Origin of the sequence: Anatilimnocola floriformis, from assembly GCF_024256385.1 — a bacterium.
Lineage (GTDB): Bacteria > Planctomycetota > Planctomycetia > Pirellulales > Pirellulaceae > Anatilimnocola > Anatilimnocola floriformis.
Window position 1 is genome coordinate 5,772,631 of the sequence record NZ_JAMLFW010000001.1, and the last position, 22,982, is coordinate 5,795,612.

The following is a 22,982-nucleotide window of genomic DNA, read 5'->3' on the forward strand; positions in this document are numbered from 1 at the left end:
AAAGCAGCCGCGCGAGTCATTGAAAAAAGCAATGGCCCCGTCGCCCACAAGCCGGCGACAGTCGTCCCAAATAACCACATCGGCCGCTGTAAATAGCGGTAGAAACGCCTGAAGAGGGGCGACTACAACGCGATCGGCAGACAGTCGCTGCCGATCGCACCATACGCGTGGGCATCCCAATTAGCGGCTAATGCATCCGTCAGCCTGACGCAGAGTCGCCACTCATTCCAAGACTTCGCCGCCGCAGCGCGACAGCATGGCCGAGAAGAGCTTGATATCCATCGAGTTCATCAAAAACTGCGTCGAGCCATCACCGAGCAAAAAGTGACAGCCGCCGGCGTGCCAGCTGTGAAACTCTTGGCCGTAGTCGCAAAAGTTGCCGACCTTGCTCCGTAGCGTCGTGCCGCACGAGCTCCAGGGCGTGCCGATTTGTGAGCTCGGCGGGCTGCTCTGGTCGAAGACGTTCTTGTGGCCGATCCACAGCGAGTGCAGCCCCTCGGGTGCTTCGCCGAGCACGATCGTGTTCGTCAGTCCGTCGGTGATGTCCTTGAAGCCTACGTTCGGCTCGGTGGCCATCAACATCACGCCGCGGCCCGTGCCGGCAAGTTGTCCGGTGTCGCCGTAGTTGTTCTGACAATTGGTGCTGGGAAAACAACGCAAGCCGCGCTCACCCCAGTTGCCACCGTAATCGCTGCGAGCGTAGGTGGTCGTGTTGTTCGGCGTATCGCCATTCGGTCGCATGAGCGGCGATTTGCCAGACGCCGTTGGGCACAGATACACCTTCAACACCGTCTGCCCCGGCACCAAGTTATCGGCGTGGAGATACGGCTCGTTTTGATTGATCGTCGAGTAGAGATTGGTCTGCTCGATCCCCGGCAAGATCGCGGCGCCCCAACTCAAACAGGCCCGCGCTCGCGTCACCGGAATCGTCAAGCTCGCCACACCAGGCCCACCCTTGGGCAACATGAAATGGACGTCGTGATAATTGTGCAGCGCAATTCCCATTTGCCGGAGATTGTTTTTGCACTGCGTACAACGAGCCGCTTCGCGCGCGGCTTGCACGGCGGGGAGGAGCAGCGCGACTAAGAGACCGATGATGGCAATCACGACGAGCAACTCAACAAGAGTGAAAGCTGCGCGACAACTTCCGGCTCCCTCTCCTCGGTACTCCGGGGAGAGGGCTGGGGTGAGGGGCTGATCTACGAGAAGACTCCGGCTGGGCGAGATTAGTACCCGCTTCCGCCCCCTCACCCTAGCCCTCTCCCCGTGAGTACACGACGCGAGGGAATGATTCCTCGCTACGCGAGGCCGGTGACTGCCAGTGTGGAAATACGCGGAAGAGATACGCGACATCGAACAGGGTCCTTTCGGATACTGCGTGCCGCGGCCGCGCGGGGATACCATGGGCGCTAGACTACGAGCGCCGAAACATGCCCCCAGGATGCTTAAAGGCCGAAGCATCGCAGGCTACCCGAAGGGCCGTATTCTGGCTCGCGAGTCGAACGGTCCGGACGCCTTCCCGCGATCGCCCCGGCTGATTTAGCCGCGCAATCGCAGTGGCATATTGTCCGCAACCTTCTCGCTTACAGCGGCGGTCCCGCGCCGGATTTACACCGGCTTCCTGTTCTGCGGCGAGGTTTTTGATCCTCCCCACAAAACGCCCATCGGGCGTGCGTGAATCCTTTATAGCCTCACAGGCTCGATTCGTAAGGTGTCCTCATGCTCCACTCCCTCTCCTCGGTACTCCGGGGAGAGGGCTGGGGGTGAGGGGCCGAAGTGCGATAACCGCCTCCCAAACTTGCGATCGCATTTCCCCCGCAGCTAGAGCGGTCAACGCAATCCCCAAAACCTGTTTGAACCACTCCCGCCCATCGGCCATAATCCACGCTTAGCCCGCCTTCCAATCTGCGATCTGAAATCCTCAATCTGCAATTGGGCCCCTCCCATGCTCCGCCTCCTTGCCGACGGACAGACGTTTTGTGATGGTCATTCGCGCCGCGAAGCCATGCGCGTTGGTGGTTTGGCACTGGCCGGTTTATCGATGGCTGGAGTTGCACAGTCGCGGGCTGCGGTGGAAAAAACCAACAGCACTTCGGCTTCGTTCGGCAAAGCGAAATCCGTCATCGTCTTCGGCTTGATCGGTGGGCCGCCGCAGCATGAGACGTTTGATCCCAAGCCGGATGCGCCAACCGAGATTCGGGGCGAGTTCGGCGTGATCCCGACGAAGACGCCCGGTTTGCAATTTGGCGAATTGCTACCGCAGACGGCGCAGTGGTCCGAAAAGATGGCGATCCTGAGGGCCGTCGTGACTGGAGACAGCGCGCATTCGAGCAGTGGCTATCAGATGTTGACCGGCGTGCCGCACGTGCCGCTGAATGCCGAGAGTGCCACGCCGAAAGCGCCGAACCATTGGCCGTCGCTCGGCGCGCTCGTCCGCACGCAACTCGATCGCGCCGGCCATTTGCCGGCCGCAGTCACCTTGCCCGAACACATTTGGAACGACGGCAACTTTCCCTGGCCCGGTCAAGACGCCGGTTGGCTCGGTCGGCAACGGCATCCGTGGTTGCTGCACTGCGATCCTTCGGCGGCCGATTTTTCGGTGCCCGGTCTCGCACTGCCCGAAGGAATGCCAGCCGTCAGGTTGTCGGAACGGAGGAATCTGCTCGAACAAATGAACGGCGGCCTCGATTCGCTGGCTCGCTCACGACAAGTCGATGGCTATGGCACGCACGCCCGCAAAGCCATCGATTTGCTGACGAGTTCGTCGGCCCGTTCGGCGTTCGAGATTTCGCAGGAGAGCGATAAGACGCGCGATCGCTATGGCCGGAGTCGCTTTGCCCAAAGTGTCCTCCTCGCGCGACGGCTGGTCGAAGCCGGCGTGTCATTGGTGCAGGTCAACTGGACGCGGATCAAAGACCAGCCGAATCAAGGAGGCTGGGACACGCACGCCAAGCACAATGAGTCGTGCAAAAAGCTCCTCATGCCGATCGCCGATCAATGTTTCTCGGCGCTGCTCGCCGATCTGCAAGAACGAGGTCTGCTCGACGAAACACTGGTGGTGTGGTTCGGCGAGTTCGGCCGCACACCGAAGTTCAACGCCAACGGCGGCCGCGATCACTGGGGCCGTTGTTTTTCACTGGCGCTGGCCGGCGGCGGAATAAAAGGTGGCGTGGTGCACGGCGTGAGTGACAAACAGGCGGCAGATCCCGTCGAAGGAATAGTGCGCGCGGCAGACCTGCACGCCACCATTTTTCATTGCCTGGGCTTATCGCCCGAAACACAATTTCACGACGTCGTCGGTCGGCCGTTGCCGCTCACGCGCGGCCACGTGATTGCGCCGATTGTTTCCTGATTCCGTCAAGACATTTGGTATGGATCCCGACTTAGAGCTCGCGCTAAACGATTTCGATGCTCCGCCGGGAAGTGAAGACTGCGCAGACATACTTTTGCTGCGTGCGATTAAGGCCCGCATGTTCTGCATGTACCTGGAGCCGGATTCACCTCACTACGAGTTAGGGGTGAAGCTAAAAGCTTGGCTCAGGTCATCAGAAGGCATGACTCGCATTCGTCGAGGAATCGAAGACCCTCATCCCGAACTACGAGGCCTTTGTGGACGGCTCTTAATTTTGAAGAAAGAGCCCGGAGCAGAAACAACGGCCCTGAAAATGTTGTCCGATCCGGCGTGGGAAGTTCGCGAACTGATTTGCGAGACTCTACATAGCTCACCATTGGCCAACTGCGAAGATCGCCTGCTGGAACTCGCACAACGCGACGACAGTTTCGTTGTTCGCGGCCGAGCCGCGAAAGCCCTCGCCCGTTGTTCACGCGTACGAGCGATTCCGGTGCTCTTGGCGATGATGGAGTCGGACCATGAAGTCGACAGCGATCCCGACGTGCTCATCCCGCCTCCCAGCAGCGTCGCAGCGTCGGCACTCGATGAACTGCTCCATACGAACTGGGTTGAAACTCGCTTGCCAGGAGGAACTGCCACATTTCCACCTGGAATAATCGACCTCGACCGTCTCAAGGAGCAAGCGATTTTGGAACTAGATCGCCTCCGTCGACTCGAGCGATAGCCGTGAATGCCTGAGTGTGCCACTGGCCAGAGCCAGTGCTCGTTGGGCGCCGAACGGCGACACTCGGCGCGACGGTGACACTGGCCATTCTGGCATGAGGCTGAGCTGCGATCCGAAGGTTGTTGGTAACAACCGTGCCCGCCTCGGATGCTAGTGCAAAATCACGGCTCCACCGAGCAAGCTCGGCGGAGGCCGCTCGGCGATTGCGGCTATCCGTCGCATTGGAATTTTCTTTTCCCGAAAAGCCACTTTTTCGGCCTTTTTTGGCATTTCCTCCGCCCCAAACGGACCTTGCTCCGTAAGATGGGGCATGCCTTTTTTAGACTCCATTTCGACCTTCGGAAATGCCTTCCTGCTGGCCGCGGCTGATGCTGTGCCAGTCGTGGCCGACGCCGCCCATGAAGCTGCCGCGCATGGCGGGCATTTGGAACTCATCATCACGCTGACGGTCGGCTTGGCAGCGGCCCTGTTGATGGGCTACATCACGCAGCGACTCGGCTTGTCGCCCATCGTGGGCTATTTGCTCGCGGGCATTTTGGTCGGCCCATATACGCCCGGCATCGAAGCCAACGCCGCGCTCGCGCAAGAGATGGCCGAAATCGGCGTGATCTTGCTGATGTTTGGCGTGGGTTTGCATTTTCATTTCAAGGAACTGCTAGCCGTGCGGCGCGTTGCCGTGCCGGGCGCGATTGGCCAGAGCGTCATTGCAACGCTGCTCGGCATGCTCGTCGGCTGGTTGCTCGGCTGGGATGTCGCGTCGGGAATCGTCTTCGGTCTCGCGATCTCTGTAGCGAGCACGGTGGTGCTGCTGCGCGTCCTCTCGGATAACAACGATCTGCATACGCCGACCGGGCACATCGCCGTCGGTTGGCTGGTGGTCGAAGATTTGTTCACCGTGCTGGTGCTCGTGCTCATGCCAGTGCTGTTTGGGCCGAACAAAGGTTCGCTGGCAACCATCTCGACCGCCGTGGCCTTGGCCGTGGTGAAGATCGCCCTGCTGGTGGCCTTCGTGATTTTCGTCGGCGGTCGTTTCGTACCGTGGTTCCTTGCTCGGATTGCGCGGACTCGTTCGCGCGAACTCTTCACGCTCACGGTACTCGTGATCGCTCTCGGCATCGCCGTTGGCGCCGCAAAAATTTTCGATGTGTCGATGGCCCTTGGTGCGTTTCTCGCCGGCATGGTCGTCGGCCGGAGCGAGTTCAGCTCGCGGGCGGCTTCCGAAGCGTTGCCGATGCGTGATGCCTTCGCGGTGCTCTTCTTTGTTTCCGTCGGCATGCTGTTCAATCCGCATTACCTGATGTCGACGCCCGTGCTGATCGCGGCGACGCTCGGCATCGTACTCATCGGCAAACCGCTGGCCGCGCTGGTGATTGTGATTGTGCTTCGCTATCCGCTCCGCGTCGCGCTGTCGGTCGCCGTGGCCCTGGCGCAGATCGGCGAATTTTCGTTCATCCTGGCCAACGTTGGCATGGGACTAAAGGTGTTGTCGGGTGAGCAATTCAACGCACTTATCGCCGCGGCCATCGTTTCGATCAGCATCAACCCAATTCTCTATCGTCTGGTCGATTGGTTCGAGAATCACGCGAAGAAATCACCGCTCCTGTGGAGCTGGCTCAACGCGCGTTCGAAGATGTCGCTCGTCAGTTCGCCTGACGACGAGGAAGAAGAAGCGGATATCAAAAAGCACAGCCGGGCCGTGGTCGTGGGTTATGGCCCGGTCGGTCGCACGCTTGTTCGTCTGCTCACCGAAAACGGTATCGATCCGACGATTATCGAGCTCAATCTCGAGACGGTTCGTTCGCTGCGCGAAGAAGGAATCAGCGCGGTCTATGGCGATTCGACGCACAAAGAAACGCAACTCGAAGCCGGCATGAATGAAGCCCGCGTCCTCATCCTCAGTGCGTCGGGTCTCAACAACAGTCAGGAAGTGATTCGCGTCGCGCACGAATGCAACCCGGCAATTCGCGTCTTCGCCCGCGCGACTTACCTGCGCGAGATTCCCTCCTTGACCAAAGCCGGCGCCGACGTGGTGTTTACCGGCGAAGGTGAAGTGGCCATGACGATGACGGAGTTCATCCTCCGTCAGCTTGGCGCCAGCGGCGAACAGATCGATCGCGAGCGCGACCGCATCCGCAACGAACTCTTCGGCAGCCCGGCGGCACTAGAGATCCTGCTGCCGCCCGTGGCGAAGACAACTACCGCGATGCCCATCCTCGAGCCACCCAAGGACTAGGCGGCTTCTCCGTAGTCGACTTTCTGCTACGTCGACTACGGATCCTGTGGAGCTGCGCAAAGCACGCAATTCTCGACGATCAGCTGTCTGCCAGTGTGTTGCCGAAATTGGCCTAGCACGGTTAAGGTTTGGCCCTCTTTCAGGTCTTTCCTCAACTCGTCTGCAAGTGACCACGAAAGTTGGGCGTTGGCCCGCGTACCGGTTTCCAGGATCGTGAAGGGTCCTTTCGCATTCAAAACCTTGCCGGTGATGACCACCCACTTGTCCGCATACTTTTTGTTCCTCTCTGCACGCTGATTTGGATCGGCAAAGAAGCTCCCGAGTGCTTCGGCGGTCATGACGGGGGGAGGCGGCTCCTCGGACTTCACGACGTCCGATTCCTTGAGGTAGAGATAGGATTCCCCCTGCACGGCTTTGCCTTTGATCGTGACGCGCATACCGGGCGCGACTGTCTTCAAGTGATGCTTTCCAGGGAGTCTCGCACTGATCGGGATGTCGGTATTCGTCCGGAAATTGAGGGTGGGCTCCGCTGTGCGGTAGTCGTAGTCCACTCGCTCGAGCTCGCCCGAGACTTCCACGATTCGGCCGTTGTACTTGTCGAAAATATCTTTCCAGTTCGAGTCCAAGGCTTCCCGCAGAGTGCGCGCGTTGATCGTCAGGGAAACATCCTTGGTGATCGCGGGCGGGTGAGGATTTTCATCATCCTGGCGAGCTCGCGCTTCGGTGGCCAGCGCTACTTGTTGGCGCTTTTCAATTTTCGCGATTGCCGCCTGCGCTGCTTCCAGGGCTTCAGGAGGGAGCGTGGTCAGCTTCGGCAGTAGCTCGGCAGTCGCAGCGTCGCCGAACTCGCCCAGTTCGGCGATGATGCTTGCCTTTTGCAACTTACCCTTTTCCTCCCCCGCTGGTAGCCAATCCAAAACGCACCGCTCTCCTTGCGGTCCCATGGCTTTCAGCTCGTAGAGATATTGGAACGCCCCTTCTTTTTCCTCGCCTAACGCATCGATCATCAACGTGCAGTAAGTAGCAGCAGCTGCTGGACTGCGAAAATTCTCCAGGCGACGTCGCGCTTTAACTCGCGCGTCAAAGTTCATCGACGTGGAGAGTGTCTCCGCGATTTTTGCCAAGGCATCCTTTTCTTCCGGACTGCCGGGCGGTGGCGGAATGAAGCTGGTCGGCAACTCTTCCCAATTCCAAGTGCGCGTCTTGGAATCGAACTGTCGCCTGCCCGGAGGATCCCAGATAAAGAGAATTCCGAACTTACTACGCATGTCCCGCACCGGGCCGACGATGAGCGTGGCCGTATTATCCTGCAGGTTGACATACGACGATTGTTTGAGTCCGGGCGTCGCTAGGAAAGGGGCTATTCCTCGCAGCCAATCGGCTGTTTGCGGAGGCGCTGGGCCATCGTTGAAATGGAGCACGACCTGGCCGACGCGGTTGTTGCCGTAGTGAGCGACCATTTTTTCCCAGGCATCGTCCACGGCCACTTCGGGTCCGATCGTGATCGGCTCGAGGGTATAAGCAGCGGGAACCGGCGGAACTGCCGACGGGGTCTTGCGCGGCGGCGCGATCTTCACCGGCTGCACTTCCGGCAATGCGGCGCACAGCACGCCGTCTTCGAAACTCAGGTACCGGCCATTGTTACGCGAGAACTTCACGAGCGTGACCAACGTCTGTCCGACTCGCAATTGCTTCTTGAGAGTTTGCGAGAGATTCAACGCCACATACGCTTTGGGCTCCGTGCCTGTTTCCAGAATGGCGAAGTTGCCACTCCCTTGCACCTCCAAGATCTTGCCCGTAAGGACCATCCACTTGCCGGAAAGCTCTTGATTGGTCTGAGTCAGTTTGGCCGGATCACCATGCTCGGCTCCAAACGCTTCGGCAGTCACTTCCGTGGGAGGAGGCCCGTCAACCTTCAGCACCTCGGCGTCTTTCAGTTCCAGAAACATCTGAGCAGCAAGTTTGCCTTTGATGGTCACGCGCATTCCCGGCGCCAGTGTCTTGGGAAAATGCTGGACCTTCAGCTTGGCGGGAATGCTGTCGGAGTTGGTCGCAAGCTCGAGTTTGGGTTGCCCATTCTCCTCCCATCCATAGCCCAAGCTCTTCAAATCACCCGTGATCTCGACGAGCTTGCCATCGTATTTCTGAACGGTCTCCTCCCGATTCGCTTGCAGGGAGTCCCTCAGCTTGCTCGCGGTGATCGTCAACGATGTGTCTCGCGAGAGCGCAGCCGGAGGCGAAGTGTCTTCGTCGAGGCGGGCTTGATTTTCCTTCGCCAAAGCCACTTGTCGTCGCTCTTTGATCTGCGCGATCACTTCTTGCGCTGCTGCCGCTTCTTCGGGCGAAAGCGATGTCATCTTTGGCAGTTGCTCGACCGAGGCCGGGCCGCCGAACTCGGCGAGTTGCCCAATCACATACGCTTTGTTGAGCACACCTTTTTCTTTTCCTTCGGGCAGCCAATCCAAGAGAAAGCCTTCCGCGTGCGGTCCAAAGTTTCTCAAGCTCGGCAGGTAATCGATCCAGTCCGACTTATCGTTGCGCATGCGGTCGAGCATCAATGTGACGAAGGTAGCAGCTCCCGCCGGCGTGCGAAAATCTTTCAAGCGGTGGTTGGCATCAAGCTTCGTTTGGAAATCCTTGCTCGTGGATAATGTTTCCGCGCGCTTGGCCAACTCGGCCGTTTCCTCCGGACTGCCGTCGGCAGGCGGAATGTAGGCCATCGGCAATTTGCCGCTGAGCGTGCGCGATTCACGGTCGAGATTAAACTCGGCGGGGCTTCTTGAAGGGAACGCGTGCAACAAACCGACGTCGCGCACGGGCCCGATAGTCGCCGTGGCCGTCTCGCCTTGCTGACTGATGTGCGACGATTGCTGAATGCCGGGCACCGCAAAGAAATGCAGCAACCCACGTAACCAATCGCTGGTTTGCGGCGGCGCAGCACCATCGGTGAAGTTGAGCACAATGCGCACCACTCGATTGTGGCCATAGTGAGCGACCATCTGTTGGTGCGCGGCATCGGGCGCTACTTCAGACCCAATCGTGATCGGCTCAAGCGTGTAAGCAATGGGTGTTGCAGCAGCCGACGTGGGTTTGACCGGCGGCGTCATCGGCGGACTGGCAACGCCCGGCTCCGGACCGTTTGTCGGCATTGCCGGTGGCGGATTCACGGGAGCAGGCTTTGATTTGCCGCAACCCACGGCGAGCGCTACGCCCAGCCCAGCCAACAACAATAGGTTTCGCACGCCTACTTGCGACATCGCTACATACCTCTTGATAGCCACGTAGTCCCCTCTACTCTGAATGGGTGGTGATTATCAGAGGCTGAAATTGCAGCGTCAAGCGTCTACGAGCGCAATCGTCCAGGTGTTCCCAGGAGAAACCTGCTTGCCGTGGATGCCGAATAAACGGCGGGAGGGCGAGGCGCCTCGCCCTCCCGAAATCAGCACCAGCGTGAATCGTTACCATGCCGATTTCGGCCAGACCAAAGTTGGCAACGCGCGTGTGTCTCTAAGTTTGGGGGATCCTCCGAATTTCAATGTGTCGCCATAGGTAATCATGCTCCAAAAGGCGACTGCTCAAGCAACTTGACAACCACCCGAATTGACTATTATAAAGTGCGATATTCCAACGACGAATTTACGATCGAAATGAACATTAAAGCCTTCACAAAAAACAACTTACGAAACATTTTGAGAATCGCATAACCTGTTATATCTCAATGCCCCGAAAGGTGGGTGCCTGCGATCGGAAAAATCACCGATTCCGGCGAACCCCGCCGTCGATCGGCCACGCTCTCCCCAGGTCGCACAATCCCGATATGATTGGGGCTTACTAGCAACCTAACCAAAATGCTATTCACGGAGGCTCTGTATGTTTCGCTCGTTGGTCGCCGCTGTTTCACTGTTGTTGTTCAGCGCGTGGCAACTCCCCGCCGCTGAAGTCCTTGTCGGCGACGCTGCTCCGCCACTCGCCGTGAAAGAGTTCGTCAAAGGCGAACCGGTGAAGGAATTCGCCAAGGGGAAGGTTTACGTTGTCGAGTTCTGGGCCACCTGGTGCGGCCCGTGCATCAAAGCCATTCCGCACGTCAGCGAACTGCAAGCCAAGCACAAAGCGGTTACTTTCATCGGCGTCGATGTGATGGAGCGGGCCGATGACGAGGTGAAGGCGTTCGTCAAAAAGATGGGCGACAAGATGAACTATCGCGTCGCCATCGATAAGCCCGACGGCGACGGGGACAACGGCGTGATGGCTCAGACCTGGCTCGACGCCAGCTATCAGATGGGCATCCCTTGCTCGATGATCGTCGATGGCGCCGGCAAGCTCGCTTGGGTTGGCCATCCGATGAAACTCGAAGAACCGCTCGAAAAGGTCATCGCCGGCAAATGGGATCTCGCTGCCGCGGCCAAGGAATTCAAAGCCGAAATCGAAGCCGCCAAGATCGAAGCGAATCTCACCGAAGCCGTTGATAAGCTAATCGACGCCGAAAAGTACACCGAAGCCATCAAGCTGCTCGACGAAGGTTTTGCCAAGGCCCCAGCGCTCGAACAGAAGTACGGCATGGTGAAGTTCAGCGCTCTTATCGCGCAAGAAAAGGAAGCCGACGCTTACGCCTATGGCAACAAGTTGCTGGAGAAGTTCGGCAAGGAAGACCCGAACATTCCGTTTGGTCTCGCCATGTCGGTGCTCACCGACGACGACGACAAACCGGTCACCGAGCTCGAAGCCCCCGCCGCCAAGTTCGCCGTGACTGCCACTTCGCAACTCGTCAAAACGATGACCACTTTCAAAGGTGTCGACGACGCCAACCGCTCGGTCGCCAACGAGACTCACGCGTTCGCTCTCTTCCTCAGCGGTAATGCCAAGGAAGCCGCGGCGACTCAGGAAAAGGCCATCGCTCTCGCCAAAGGCACGCCGCGGGAAAAGGACAAGACGATGGTGGAGAAACTGAAGAAGTACCAGGCCGGACTGAAGAAGTAAGAAGCAGGATAGGAGGCGGGGAATACAAGGCATTTGCCTTTCCCTCGTCTCCCGTCTCTCGCCTCTGCTCTTACAGCACTCCATACTTCTTAAACGCCGCTGTCGCCGTCATTCCGTCGGCGATGGCTTGGCGGACGATGTTTTCGTCGTGGACTTTGTTCCAGGCGTGACGGACAACTTCTGCTTCGACGGCGCGCGGGATAACCACCACGCCATCGATATCGGCGACGACGAGATCGCCAGGCACAAACCGCACGCCATCGATTTCAACCGGCACGTCGATGTCGATCACGCGATTGCGATCTTTGCTGTCGTAAAGACTCGTGCCACGGGCCCAGATCGGAAAGCCCATCTGAGTCATCTTCGCTCGGTCGCGGACAGCGCCATCGACGATTGCGCCGACACAACCGGTTCGCCGAGCAGCGGTCGAGAGTAGTTCGCCCCACAGACCTGAGCGAAACGTTCCGCCAGCCGCAGCGATGATCACATCGTCCGGCTGACAAGTGTCGACGGCTTGGAGCTCGAGTTCGTAGGGACTCGGATCCGGATGAGCCATGTCGGCCCAGAGGGTTGTCTTGCAACGGCCAATTAACACGCCAGTCGTCGTCAGCGGCGAGAGCGGCACTCGTGGCGATTGGTGCGGGTAGCCCAGCGCATCGAGGGCATCGCAAACCACGGCAGAATAAAAGACAGCCCGCATCTGCGCGAGCGAAATCGATTCATCGGCAGGCATTTTGTCTTCCCTCGTCTCCCGCCTCTCGTCGCTCGCCTCAGGAACTACCGCCGCCAGCGATCCTGCCACACGCAGCCCGCCCAACTCCAGCCCACGCCGAAGCCGATGAGCATGTTGCGCATCTGGCGGTTGAGTTTTCCCTTACGGCGGAGATCGTCGATCAAGATCGGCAGCGTCGACGACACGGTGTTGCCGCAATGCTCGAGCGCCATCGGCATTCGTTCTTCACTGAGGCCCAGCCGTTCGCGCAGCTGATCGAGCATCTTGCGCGTGGCTTGGTGAAAGAGGAACAGGTCGATGGCATCGCTCGTCAGGTTCGCGGCACGGCAGGTGTCATCGATCAACTGCGGCACGGCCGTCACCGTGAAGTTGATCAGGCTCGGCCCGTCCATGTAGAGCGCGCTCTGCCAGCGATGCCGATGCCGCGGTTTGATCGCAGCGTCTTCGGCGCGATTGCCACCCTTGGTCACAAGCAGCGTATCGGCCCCCGTGCCATCGGTGCCAAACTGAAATGCGGTGAGAGACGGCTCATCGGCTGCTTCGATCAGCGTCGCCGCAGCGCCATCACCAAAGATTGTTCGCAAACTGCGATCGGCTTCGTGAATGTATTTGCTGTAGGTCTCAGCCGTGATCAGCAGCACCCGCTTCACCGAACCGCCGCGGATCAGGCCATCGGCCAGCGACAGACCATACACAAAGCCGGAACAACCGAGGTTGAAATCGAGCGCGCCGACGTTGGTGCGGAGGCCCAAGCGATGTTGTAACAAGCAAGCCGTCGTCGGCAGCGGATAGTCGGGAGTTTGTGTGCAGAGCAGAATGAAATCGATCGACTGCGGATCGATGTGGTGTTCGGCAAATAGCTTCTGACAAGCCTTCACGGCCAAGTCGGAGGCACACTCATCGGGCGCGGCAATGTGCCGGGCAGCGATGCCGGTCTTCTCGTAAATCGTGTCGAGATCCCAGCCGGGAAACAGCTCTTTTAATTGGGCATTCGTCTCGACCCGCTCGGGGAGATGAATGGCGATGGGTCCTACCGCTGCGTACTTCACGATCGCTGTTTTCCCGTTGCTTCGATCCTTATGGCGACCGGCGCGACCGCCCTGCCGAATCACTCAACCTTAGCGGTGGCGGAAACTTGGGTCAATTGGGAGAGCCCGCACATCGGCCCACTCCGCTATCCTTAATCCCCAGTCGCATCCTACCACCGGAACTCTCCATGCCAGCCGTCGCTCAAACCAAAGTCCAAGCCAGCAAAGTCGTCAAAGCCCTCGCCCTGGGTTACCCCGACGCCGAATGTGCGCTGATCCACGATAGCCCGTTCCAACTGCTGATTGCCACCATCCTTTCGGCCCAGTGCACCGACGAGCGGGTAAACATCGTCACCAAGGACCTCTTCGCCCAGTGCCCCACGCCACAAGCCATTGTCGATCTGCCGGTGAAGGATCTGGAAAAAATCATCCAAAGCGCCGGCTTCTACCGCATGAAAGCCAAGAACATCAAAGGCTGCTGCCAGAAGCTTGTGGATGATCACGGCGGCGAAGTGCCGCAGTCGCTCGCCGAACTGGTGGAACTTCCCGGTGTCGGCCGGAAGACGGCCAATGTCGTGCTCGGCACCTCTTTCGGCATTCCCTCGGGAATTGTCGTCGACACCCACGTCACGCGGCTGACCAATCGCCTCGGCTTGACCGACAAGCAGGACGCCGTAAAGATCGAAACTGAACTCATGCCGATCGTGCCGAAGCAGGAATGGATCAACTTCTCGCACCGCTTGATTCACCACGGCCGGCGGATTTGCAAAGCGCGCAAGCCACTGTGCAATGACTGCCTCATGCTGAAGTTCTGCCCGCAGGTGGGTGTGGATCAGATTGGCGAGAAGAAAAAGGACGCCGAGTAAGCCGTTGTCGCCTAGCCGAAATTGAGCACGCCGGGCCGACTCTTTTGGCCCAGAAAGGCGTTGAGTTGCGCCAGGTATTTGGGCGTAACACGGGTTTTGTGCGCGGTCACTTTTTTCAGATCGCGATACTGCTCGCCGGCGAACTCTTGCAGGTCAGCATCGCGAACGTTGGAGCCGGAGAGATCGATTTCCTCCAGGCCCGGGCGATTGCTGAGCCATTCGTGTACCAGTGCGAACATTCCTGGCTGGAAGGGAAAATTGTGAATCGTGACGAGGTGCGGCTGGTTTTTCTTCCAGGTGATCTGGCCGTTAAATGCCTGCATGATTTCGCTGAGGGTCTTATGGCCGAACCACCACTTCAGCTGATAGCCGAGTTCTGAGCCAGAAGCGATCGCCGTGATCACGTGACCAGCCGTGTGAATGATGTGATACACATGGACATTCTCGATCTGCGTTTCGCGAACAGTGATCGAAAGAAGGGCCTCGGACCCGGGCACGAGAGCCCCCAGCGGAATCGGCGCCCAGACGACGGGCTTGCTGATGGCGACCTGTTCGAGCTTGACCTCGATGTGTTTCACCTTGTCCCACGGAACCACCTGCGTGCCCCGCGGCCAAGGATAGTAAATCGTCAGCTCGTCGCCAAAGACCACCTCACGGCCGTTGCGGTAGGCATCGTAGAGAAAGTAGCAGCCGGTAAAACCCGCCAAGATGGCCACTAGCGAAAGCACGTAGCACGGAATGCCGACGAGCATGTTGGTGTCTTCGTCACCGAACGGCTGCGACGCAGAAACCCAAGCCGCGAACGCCAGCAGGGCGATTCCTGCCGGCAACGCCAGCGGCGCGAGGAGCAGTTGAAAGAGACTGTATTGGTTGGAGACCAGGCGATACATGGCAGGACTCGCGCGGGCTAAAGTAAAAATCTGGGCAGATCTGGATGCGAATTCTAATCCCAACTCGTTCGCCGGTTGGCTTTTGTTTGTGACTTGCTTTTCTTCTCGTTCAGCCGCCGCACCTTCGACCCCTTCGTGGGTTTCGTCGGTCGGCGTTTCTTCGGCGGGACGAGAATCTCTAGGATCATACCGCGAAGTTTGTCGAGGCAGAGCTGAATATTCTTCGGCTGATCGCGCGATTCCTGGCTGATGATCACGATCTCGCCCTGCGTGGTAATCCGGCTGGCAAACTTGTCGAGAAAGCGCCGCTTCACATCGTCGGGGAGCGAGGGGGACTGCGTCGCATCCCAATGCATGGTCGCTTTGCTACTGACCTTATTGACGTTCTGGCCGCCGGGGCCGCTGCTGCGAGCAAAGGTGAAGCGGAATTCGCTATCGGGAATCAAGATGCGGGAACTGATTTGCAGATCGGCCATGGATTGAGTTCACGGGTTAAGGTTTTGCTATCTGCAACCTTACAACCCCTGCCGGGCCAGAGCGAGATGCCGGGCTGACAAAATTACGCATGCGCATAAAAAAGCCCCGCGGCGAACCCACAACGCCGCGGGGCAGAAGGCACTCGTTATTTGCCGATCAACTACGGGAGCTGATCGACCTTACCACGGGCAGCGTCCGTATTGTCGGCCGGCTTTTCAAGCCGCACGAACACGAACGTCTGCGTCTTTTCCGGTCCCAGGTGGACCAGCACCGGCGTTTGATCTTGAGTCAGGTTGTAGATACCCGTCTCAAACACGATGTCCTTGTTGTCATCGATCGAGAAGGCCATACGCTGCGTCTTCTGATCGATCTTGCCGCTCAAAGAGTGTGTCTCATCGGTCTTCTTGTTGAAGAAGGTACCAGTCACGAAACCCTTCTTATCGACGGCCAACTGGATGAACCGCGAAGGCTCGATCTTGTCGGTCTCGCCAGGATCAGCCGTCTCGACTACCGCGAAGGTACCGAGGGCGAGCCATTCTTCGGCGTTCTGGCTGGGGACTTGGCTTGGGTCGATCGCGGCCAGAGCCGCAGCCGACTGAGCATATTCCTCGGCCGTACCAACCTGCGTACCGTCGACGTAGACGTTATTGTCGCGATAGACAACATTGCCGCCCGAGCCGTAGTCGTAGTAGTAAGGCGAGTTCCAGCCGTAACCGCTATAGAAGCCATTCACGCCACCCCAACCCGGGTTGCCCCACCAGTAACCCCAGGGGCGGTAACCGATGTAGTTGAAGTAACCGTAGGGGCGATACACATAGCGACCCGACCACCAGCGATTGCCGAAGTACGGATAGTTGTTGTTACCCCACCAGCGATTCACGCCGTTGTGGTAACCACCCCAGTAGTTGCCGCGGCCGACGTGAGCGCCCAGATAGTTGTAACCACCGAGGCCGATCGAGGCACCGATGATGCCGCCGAGGTTTGAGTTCAAACGGCTGTTGTTATAAATGCCGTTGTTGTACCAAGACGGCCGAAAACCATTCCGCGCGGCGAGGTTGGCACCAGCCAGGTTGTTTCCAACCCGTGCATTCACGCCCGCCTGACCGTTGAGGAAGTTATTCACTTGAGTCCGGCCGTCAACACCGACGCGAGCAGCGCCCGGAACATTAGCCCGCACCGCGGCATTCGTACCAGCATTCACTCCAGGCAGAATGTTGCTGCGGATCGGCGAGTTGATTCGATTCGCATTCAAAGCTGAATTTACATTCGCCCGAATGTCGTTGCCGGCTACATTCGCACCAGCGCGGATACCCGTGTTCGCATTCACACCAGGTGCAACCGGACGCAACGCAGCACGTGTATCAGCACCTACGTTCGCACCAACACCTGGTCGCACCGCAGCAGCTGCGCCGACGCCAGGAACATTGGCCCGAACGTTCGCAGCCGTATTGGCGCCCACATTGCTGCGAACTGCAGCACCGGGGACATTCGAACTGATTCTAGGCGTGACTGCAGCATTGGCACCCGGAGCAACAGTTGCCGCCGCTCGTGGAGCTGCGGTGACATTTGCACGAGGAGCAACTGTCGCGGCAGCCCGCGGAGCAGCCGATGCACCGACACCTGCGTTTACACGAGGTGCAACAGTTGCGCTGGCTCGTGGAGCAGCGCTCACGTGTGCTGGAGCAGCAGCACCGCCGCCGACTCGCACACCTCCGCCACCGCCACCGCTTACTCGTGCGGCACCGCCGCCACTAAAGCCTCCGCCGCCGGCGCGAGCACCACCGCCCCCACCGCCGCCGAATCCTCCTCCGCCGCCACCACCTCGTCCACCGCCACCGCCGCCTCCACCACCACCTCGTTGGGCCGACGCTTCCAGCGGTATTACGACGGCCAGCAACATTGCTGCTGCTATGTGCCAATAAGTCTTCATTTCAAAACCCTTTCTGACGAACCAGAAACTTGTCGTCAGGCAATTACTACTTGCCCGCCGCGCGAGGTGAGCCTGCATAATGTCGGGCTCTTGTTCGCGTGGAAACTAATTTGCGAACGTCATGCCGCTAGCTCTTATTCTGATCGAAAAGAGTTGGAATGTCGCTAAACCAGCTAATAAACAGCACTTATTGCGTCCGGATCTTGAGCCAAAGATAACGGAAGCTCAAGAAATGGCGAGAATGTCGCCATTCGGCCGCGTGCGGTAATCAAGCAACGCGCTCTTCTGGCAGCCAGTCCATCACGCCACGCAGATCGGTTAGCGCGCAAAGCGTCTTTGAATCGCTGTCAGTTCGCGAGCCAGGCTCTCGACTTCTTCGAGCGTGTTGTAGAGATAGAAACTCGCGCGGCAGGAGTGCGACACGCCGAGGCGCTCGTGCAGAGGCATCGCGCAGTGATGTCCCGCGCGAACAGCAATCCCTTGCACATCAAGCAGTCGCGACAAATCGTCGGGATGCACGCCGGCAAGTTCGAACGTAACCAAGCCACCTTTCTCTTCTGGCGCCGGCCCCAAAATTCGCAAACCAGGAATCGGCGCGAGCAGCTCGTGCGCGTAGCGAGTCAGTTGCAACTCGTGTTCGCGGATGCTGTGCAGGCCGATCTTTTGCAGGTACTCGATCGCCGCACCCAGGCCGATGGCTTGTACAATCGGCGGCGTGCCGGCTTCGAACTTGTGCGGCAGCGGCGCGGGAGTAAAACCGTTGAGGGTGACCCGATCGATCATACTGCCACCGCCGAGGAACGGCGGCATCGCGTTCAGCAACTGCTCCTTGCCGTAAAGCACACCGATGCCCGTCGGCCCGAGCATCTTGTGACCGCTGCAGGCGAGGAAGTCGCAGTCGAGCGTCTGCACATCGAGCACTTCATGCGGCGCCGCTTGCGCCGCATCGACCAGCACCACCGCGCCGACAGCGTGGGCGCGGGCGATGATCGCGCGGAGCGGATTCATCGTTCCCAGTACATTCGAAATGGCCGTTACCGCGACGATCTTCGTCCGCGGCGTGAACAGCTTCTCCGCCGCAGTGAGATCGAGTTGAAAATCGCTGCCGAGGGGAATCCAGCGAATCACCGCGCCGGTGCGGGCCGCGATCTGCTGCCAGGGAACGATATTGGAGTGATGCTCCATTTCGGTCAGCAGGATTTCGTCGCCGGCTTGCAGATTCGCGCTGCCGTAACTTTGTGCGACAAGGTTGATGCCCGCCGTCGTGCCGCTGGTGAAAATGATCTCCTGCCGCGCGCGGGCATTGAGTAGCGTTTGAGCGCTCGTACGGGCCTGTTCATACAGTTGGGTAGTTTCTGCCGCCAGCGTGTGCCCACCGCGATGGACATTGCTGTAGCAAGTCTCTTCGACGTGTCGCATGGCGGCGAGCACCGCCGTGGGTCGCTGCGTCGATGCGCCGTTGTCGAGATAGACCAGCGGCAAGCCATTCGCAAACTTCCGTTGCAGGATTGGAAAGTCGCGGCGGATGACGTCGGTATCGAGCAGCTGAGAACGATCGACGAGCTGTGATTTGGCAACGACGCTTTTAACTCCGTCTCCTCGGTACGTCGGGGAGAGGGCCGGCTGCGCATTCGAAGTTTCCGCTGGCTCAACCAAAGGATGCGGCGGTTCCAAAACCGCTGCCGGCGACTGCTGAGCCAATTCTGCCAGGCCGCGAATTCGTCCAATCATCGATCGCAGGCCGCTGCTTCGCTGCATGCCGATCAGGTTCGTCAGCCCGGCCCGTTTGAGCGTTTCCTCGATCGGATAATCCAGAATCTCCTGCGGCGTGTGGTCGTCATAGGCTGCGAGCAAAAATACTACGAGGCCGCGAACCAGCGCGGCGTCGCTCGTACCTTGGAACTGCAATTTGGTCGGTTCGTGTGAATAGACCGGTTGCTCGGCGACCTGCGGCACGAGCCAAACCTGCGACATGCACCCGAGCACGCGGTTGGCTTCGGTCTGCCACTCGACGGGGAAGTTGCGGACCTCATCGCCGAGTTCCATCAAATATTGCAGCCGTTCCTGGCCCTCGAGGTCTTCGAGTTCAGTAAGAATTTCGTCAAGAGTCGTTTTGGCGGTCATCGCTCGTGTCATTTCTAAAGATCGCGTGATCCTCGATTATATCCGCAACCTGCTTTGCCGAGTCGCCGCACCTTCACCATTCGATCTTGACACGGGCGGACACTTTTTGGGATCAAACAGGGCCACGTAGTCCGAAGCCATGCTTCGGACAAGTGACTGACCCCTGTAAGTTCGCCGGCCCTCGTTCGAAGCATGGCTTCGAACTACGGGACCTTGACCAAATTCCATCGTAGTTCACCCAGGCAGCCCATCATGCGAATTGGCGTCATCCTCCCCAACTGGGTCGGCGATTTGGTGATGGCCACGCCCATGCTGCGGGCGATTCGTGACAAGCATCCGCAGGCCGAAATCGTCGGCGTTTGTCGGAAGTTCCTCACGCCCCTGCTCGCCGGCACTTCGTTGGTCGATCGCTTCCATCCCTGGGAACACAACGGCCGCGGCTGGCTCGGCCGTTCATGGCAACTCGTTCGCTCCCTGCGTGCGGAACAGCTCGACGCGATGTTCGTCCTCCGCAACTCCGCCTACGCGGCTGGCATCGGTTGGCTCAGCGGCGCGCGGCAGAACATCGGCTATGCTCGCCGCGGCAGTGGTTTCTTTCTGACGAAGGCCTTGCTCGCGCCGCGCGTGAATGGCAAGTTCGCGCCGATCTCAGCCGTCGACTATTACTTGCAGCTGGCCGAAGCCTTCGGCTGCGACATTGAAGCGAAACAACTCGAACTCGCCACCCTTCCCGCCGACGAACAAGCAGCCGACGAGCAGTGGGAACGACTTGATCTGCCGGCTGGTCGCGAAGTCATTTTGCTCAATACCGGCGGCGCTTTCGGCAGTACGAAACATTGGCCGCTGGAACAAAGCGTCGCGCTCGCGCGGCGAGTGGCCGAGGAACTCGATCACCATGTGCTGGTGCTCTGCGGACCGAATGAACGAAAAGAAGCGTCCACCATCGTCGCACAGGCCAATCATCCGCGCGTGAAGAGTGTCGCCGCCGAAGATGTTTCCTTCGGCGTGACAAAAGCCATCATCCGCCGTTCGCGGCTGCTCGTCACCACCGACAGCGGCCCTCGGCACATCGCTTCGGCTCTGGATACGCCGACGGTTACGCTCTTCGGCCCGATCGATCCGCGCTGGAGTCGCAATTATCAGCAGCACTCGGTCGAGCTGCAACTGTCGCTCGATTGTGCTCCTTGCGGCAAAAAAGTTTGCCCCCTCGTGCATCATCGCTGCATGAAAGATCTTTCGGCAGGAATGGTACTGGGAGCCGTGAAGCAGTTGCTGAGTACTTCAACGGGTCGCGTTGCCGCGATTCGCGAAAATTGCGCGGCTTAGTTTGCTAATTCTTAACCGCAGAATGGCGACTGCCTGCAACCTCAAGCCCCCCGCCCACTTGACGCTACGGCGCGGAAGGGGATATTCGAGAGCTTTGGTACATCGAACCGGTTCATCGAATCACTCAGCAGGAGTCGAAAATGCGTCGCGCGAAGATCACCATTGTCGGTGCGGGAAATGTGGGAGCCACTTGTGCTCACTGGTGTGCCGCGGCGGAACTCGGCGACATTGTCCTGCTCGACATTCCCCAAGCCGGCGACATGCCGAAGGGAAAAGCGCTCGACCTGATGCAATCGTCGCCGGTCGTCGGTTTCGACTCGAAGATCATCGGCACCAGCGACTACGCCGATTCGGCGAACAGCGACGTGGTGGTGATCACGGCTGGCATTCCGCGCAAGCCGGGCATGAGCCGCGACGATCTTTTGGCCACGAATGCGAAGATCGTCGGTCTCGTCGCCGAACAAGTGAAAGCGACCAGCCCCAACGCCATCGTCATCGTCGTTAGCAACCCGCTCGACGCCATGGTTCAACGGGCCCTGCAAGTGACCGGCTTCCCGCCGAACCGCGTGTTCGGCCAGGCCGGCGTGCTCGATACGGCCCGCTATCGCACCTTCCTCGCCATGGAACTGGGCGTGAGCGTGGAAGACGTCTCGGCGCTCCTCATGGGTGGTCACGGCGACACGATGGTTCCCATGCCGAGCTGCACCAGCGTCGGCGGCATTCCAATTCGTCGTCTGCTGGCCGAAGACAAGCTGCAAGCGATTGTGCAGCGTGCTCGCGACGGCGGCGCCGAAATCGTCGGCTTGCTGAAGACCGGCAGCGCTTACTACGCTCCGGCCGCTGCGACCGCTCAAATGGTCGAAGCCATTGTCAAAGACAAGAAGCGGATCATTCCGGTCGCTGCCTACTGCGATAAGGAATACGGCGTCGGCGGTTTCTACGTCGGTGTGCCGGCAATTGTCGGCGACAAGGGTGTCGAGAAGATCATCGAACTCGATCTCGATCCGGAAGAAAAGAAAGCCTTCGATCACAGCGTGGCCGCCGTTAAGTCGCTCGTCGGCACGATGAACGAACTGATGAGCAAGGCTTCCTAGTGTTTCTCGGCTAGTATTCGAGCAACACATATCAAGTACACACGGCTCGCGAGGATGGAATGTCCGCAGCCGTCACTCGATGGCGTTGACAGACCCGAATACTTCCCCTAAAACACGCCTCAGCCAATGCCTGACGCAGTGCATAACTGCAAGCAGGATAAGGATTTTGCCAGCACGGCTACGATGGCTCTGCTGGCAATCGAGTCTCCTTGTCGTTGTGGTTTCCTAGCGAGAACCTGCCTTGTTCGCACCACGACTCATCGCTGGTCTCGCCCTTCTCCACTCCATCGTTTTCCGCAGCTCGCCAACTGGGCGAGTCGCTCTCCTCCTGCAATCGCCTCCCGCGGCGGTTCGTAGGCGCTAGTCGCTCTTTCCCGACCCATCAGCCCACTGCCGAGCACGGTATGAATCGCCTCACCAGTCTGCTCTCGCCGGTTCCTTTCACTTCGAAACGAAAGCAAACTGCGAACTCGCAGCAAAAACTGGTGGCTCTGCCCCGAGCCATTTCGCGGCTGCCCCAAGCTGGCGCTGCGAACACGCAAACTGAAATTCAAACCTTCACTCCACTCCACTACGAACCCAACTACAGCTATCCGCTGCTCGTTTGGCTGCACGACGACGGCGGCGAAGCTCGCGACCTGCAACGTGTCATGCCGTTGATTAGTGTGCGAAATTATGTCGGCGTATCGATCGCCGGCGAATCGTTGGGGGCCCGCCGCGGTTCGGGTTGGTCGCAATCAGCCGAAGGTATCGTTGCTGCCGAAAATAAATTGGCCGACGCCCTCGAACTCGCCACGAACAAATTCCGCATTCACGCCGACCGCATCTTCCTCGCCGGCAACGGCGTGGGTGGCACGCTCGCCACGCGGCTCGCCCTTCGCAATCCCGAACGCTTCGCCGGCGCACTCTCGATCGGCGGTGCATTCCCCAGCGGTCAATCGCCCCTGTCGATGCTCGCCGCAGCTCGTCGCTTGCCGCTGTTCATCGCACACTGCCGCGACTCGGAACGTTATCCGATTGAACGTCTCTGCGAAGAACTCAAGCTCTTCCACACGGCTGGCATGAGCGCCGCCATTCGCCAATATCCGTGCGGCGACGAAGTCACCACGCAAATGTTGCACGATATGGACGTGTGGTTGATGGAACGCGTTACCGGTTGCGTCTGTGAACCAACTCCCGCCCCCATCGGCGAAGACTGGAACTAACACCGTAGGTCGCACGATGTAGG

16 protein-coding genes and 1 riboswitch are annotated in these 22,982 nt (G+C 59.1%); of the genes, 8 read left to right on the forward strand and 8 right to left on the reverse strand.

Annotated elements, in window-relative coordinates; translation table 11 throughout:
• Positions 1 to 222: 222 nt before the first annotated feature.
• On the reverse strand, positions 223 to 1,461 hold the full coding sequence (locus M9Q49_RS22955) for a DUF1559 domain-containing protein (RefSeq protein WP_315861190.1): 1,239 nt from the start codon (positions 1,459 to 1,461) through the stop codon (positions 223 to 225).
• A riboswitch (cobalamin riboswitch) is annotated at positions 1,461 to 1,680 on the reverse strand. It overlaps the preceding gene by 1 nt.
• Positions 1,681 to 1,945: 265 nt before the next feature.
• Here M9Q49_RS22955 and M9Q49_RS22960 point away from each other — a divergent pair.
• The 3 genes from M9Q49_RS22960 (at position 1,946) to M9Q49_RS22970 (ending at position 6,309) form a co-directional block, all read left to right on the forward strand.
• Positions 1,946 to 3,352 carry a DUF1501 domain-containing protein gene (locus M9Q49_RS22960; RefSeq protein ID WP_254511246.1) on the forward strand — a complete coding sequence of 469 codons (1,407 nt, stop codon included), beginning with the start codon at positions 1,946 to 1,948 and terminating at the stop codon, positions 3,350 to 3,352.
• A gap of 313 nt (positions 3,353 to 3,665) precedes the next feature.
• A complete protein-coding gene (locus M9Q49_RS22965) occupies positions 3,666 to 4,076 on the forward strand; it encodes a HEAT repeat domain-containing protein (protein WP_254511247.1) in 411 nt (136 codons plus the stop codon).
• A gap of 310 nt (positions 4,077 to 4,386) precedes the next feature.
• Positions 4,387 to 6,309 (forward strand): cation:proton antiporter, encoded by a 1,923-nt coding sequence (locus M9Q49_RS22970; RefSeq protein WP_254511249.1) that lies wholly within the window; start codon positions 4,387 to 4,389, stop codon positions 6,307 to 6,309.
• 35 nt (positions 6,310 to 6,344) lie between these two features.
• On the opposite strand, the gene M9Q49_RS22975 is transcribed toward M9Q49_RS22970, so the two are convergent.
• Entirely contained in the window at positions 6,345 to 9,566 is a 3,222-nt protein-coding gene (locus tag M9Q49_RS22975) for an OB-fold putative lipoprotein (RefSeq protein ID WP_254511251.1), read from the reverse strand.
• Between the two features lie 613 nt (positions 9,567 to 10,179).
• On the opposite strand from M9Q49_RS22975, the gene M9Q49_RS22980 reads away from it, so the two are divergent.
• Entirely contained in the window at positions 10,180 to 11,286 is a 1,107-nt protein-coding gene (locus M9Q49_RS22980) for a TlpA family protein disulfide reductase (protein ID WP_254511253.1), read from the forward strand.
• A gap of 70 nt (positions 11,287 to 11,356) precedes the next feature.
• Here the strand turns inward: M9Q49_RS22980 and M9Q49_RS22985 are convergent, their stop codons facing one another.
• Positions 11,357 to 12,019, reverse strand: coding sequence for an RraA family protein (locus M9Q49_RS22985; protein WP_254511255.1), 663 nt, complete (start codon positions 12,017 to 12,019; stop codon positions 11,357 to 11,359).
• A 44-nt stretch (positions 12,020 to 12,063) separates the two neighbouring features.
• Positions 12,064 to 13,068, reverse strand: a complete 1,005-nt coding sequence (locus tag M9Q49_RS22990) for a 3-oxoacyl-ACP synthase III family protein (protein ID WP_254511256.1) — start codon at positions 13,066 to 13,068, stop codon at positions 12,064 to 12,066.
• A gap of 167 nt (positions 13,069 to 13,235) precedes the next feature.
• On the opposite strand from M9Q49_RS22990, the gene nth reads away from it, so the two are divergent.
• A complete protein-coding gene (nth, locus tag M9Q49_RS22995) occupies positions 13,236 to 13,913 on the forward strand; it encodes an endonuclease III (RefSeq protein WP_254511258.1) in 678 nt (225 codons plus the stop codon).
• An 11-nt stretch (positions 13,914 to 13,924) separates the two neighbouring features.
• Here nth and M9Q49_RS23000 read toward each other — a convergent pair whose 3' ends face one another.
• The 4 genes from M9Q49_RS23000 to M9Q49_RS23015 form a co-directional block, all read right to left on the reverse strand.
• Positions 13,925 to 14,803, reverse strand: coding sequence for a hypothetical protein (locus M9Q49_RS23000; protein WP_254511260.1), 879 nt, complete (start codon positions 14,801 to 14,803; stop codon positions 13,925 to 13,927).
• A 53-nt stretch (positions 14,804 to 14,856) separates the two neighbouring features.
• On the reverse strand, positions 14,857 to 15,279 hold the full coding sequence (gene arfB, locus M9Q49_RS23005) for an alternative ribosome rescue aminoacyl-tRNA hydrolase ArfB (protein ID WP_254511262.1): 423 nt from the start codon (positions 15,277 to 15,279) through the stop codon (positions 14,857 to 14,859).
• Positions 15,280 to 15,440: 161 nt separating this feature from the next.
• Complete coding sequence (locus M9Q49_RS23010) at positions 15,441 to 17,210, reverse strand: hypothetical protein (protein ID WP_254511264.1); 1,770 nt, start codon at positions 17,208 to 17,210, stop codon at positions 15,441 to 15,443.
• Between the two features lie 318 nt (positions 17,211 to 17,528).
• The gene (locus M9Q49_RS23015; protein ID WP_449224118.1) at positions 17,529 to 19,334 is read right to left on the reverse strand and encodes a SufS family cysteine desulfurase; all 1,806 of its coding nucleotides are present in this window, start codon (positions 19,332 to 19,334) and stop codon (positions 17,529 to 17,531) included.
• A gap of 252 nt (positions 19,335 to 19,586) precedes the next feature.
• Between M9Q49_RS23015 and waaF the strand changes: the two genes are divergently transcribed.
• The 3 genes from waaF to M9Q49_RS23035 all read left to right on the forward strand — a co-directional run bounded on the left by waaF (position 19,587) and on the right by M9Q49_RS23035 (position 22,959).
• Positions 19,587 to 20,660, forward strand: coding sequence for a lipopolysaccharide heptosyltransferase II (waaF, locus tag M9Q49_RS23025; RefSeq protein WP_254511265.1), 1,074 nt, complete (start codon positions 19,587 to 19,589; stop codon positions 20,658 to 20,660).
• Positions 20,661 to 20,800: 140 nt separating this feature from the next.
• Positions 20,801 to 21,754: a malate dehydrogenase gene (gene mdh / locus M9Q49_RS23030; RefSeq protein ID WP_254511267.1), complete on the forward strand. Its 954-nt coding sequence runs from the start codon at positions 20,801 to 20,803 to the stop codon at positions 21,752 to 21,754.
• Between the two features lie 404 nt (positions 21,755 to 22,158).
• Positions 22,159 to 22,959: an alpha/beta hydrolase gene (locus tag M9Q49_RS23035; RefSeq protein WP_254511269.1), complete on the forward strand. Its 801-nt coding sequence runs from the start codon at positions 22,159 to 22,161 to the stop codon at positions 22,957 to 22,959.
• Positions 22,960 to 22,982: the final 23 nt, after the last annotated feature.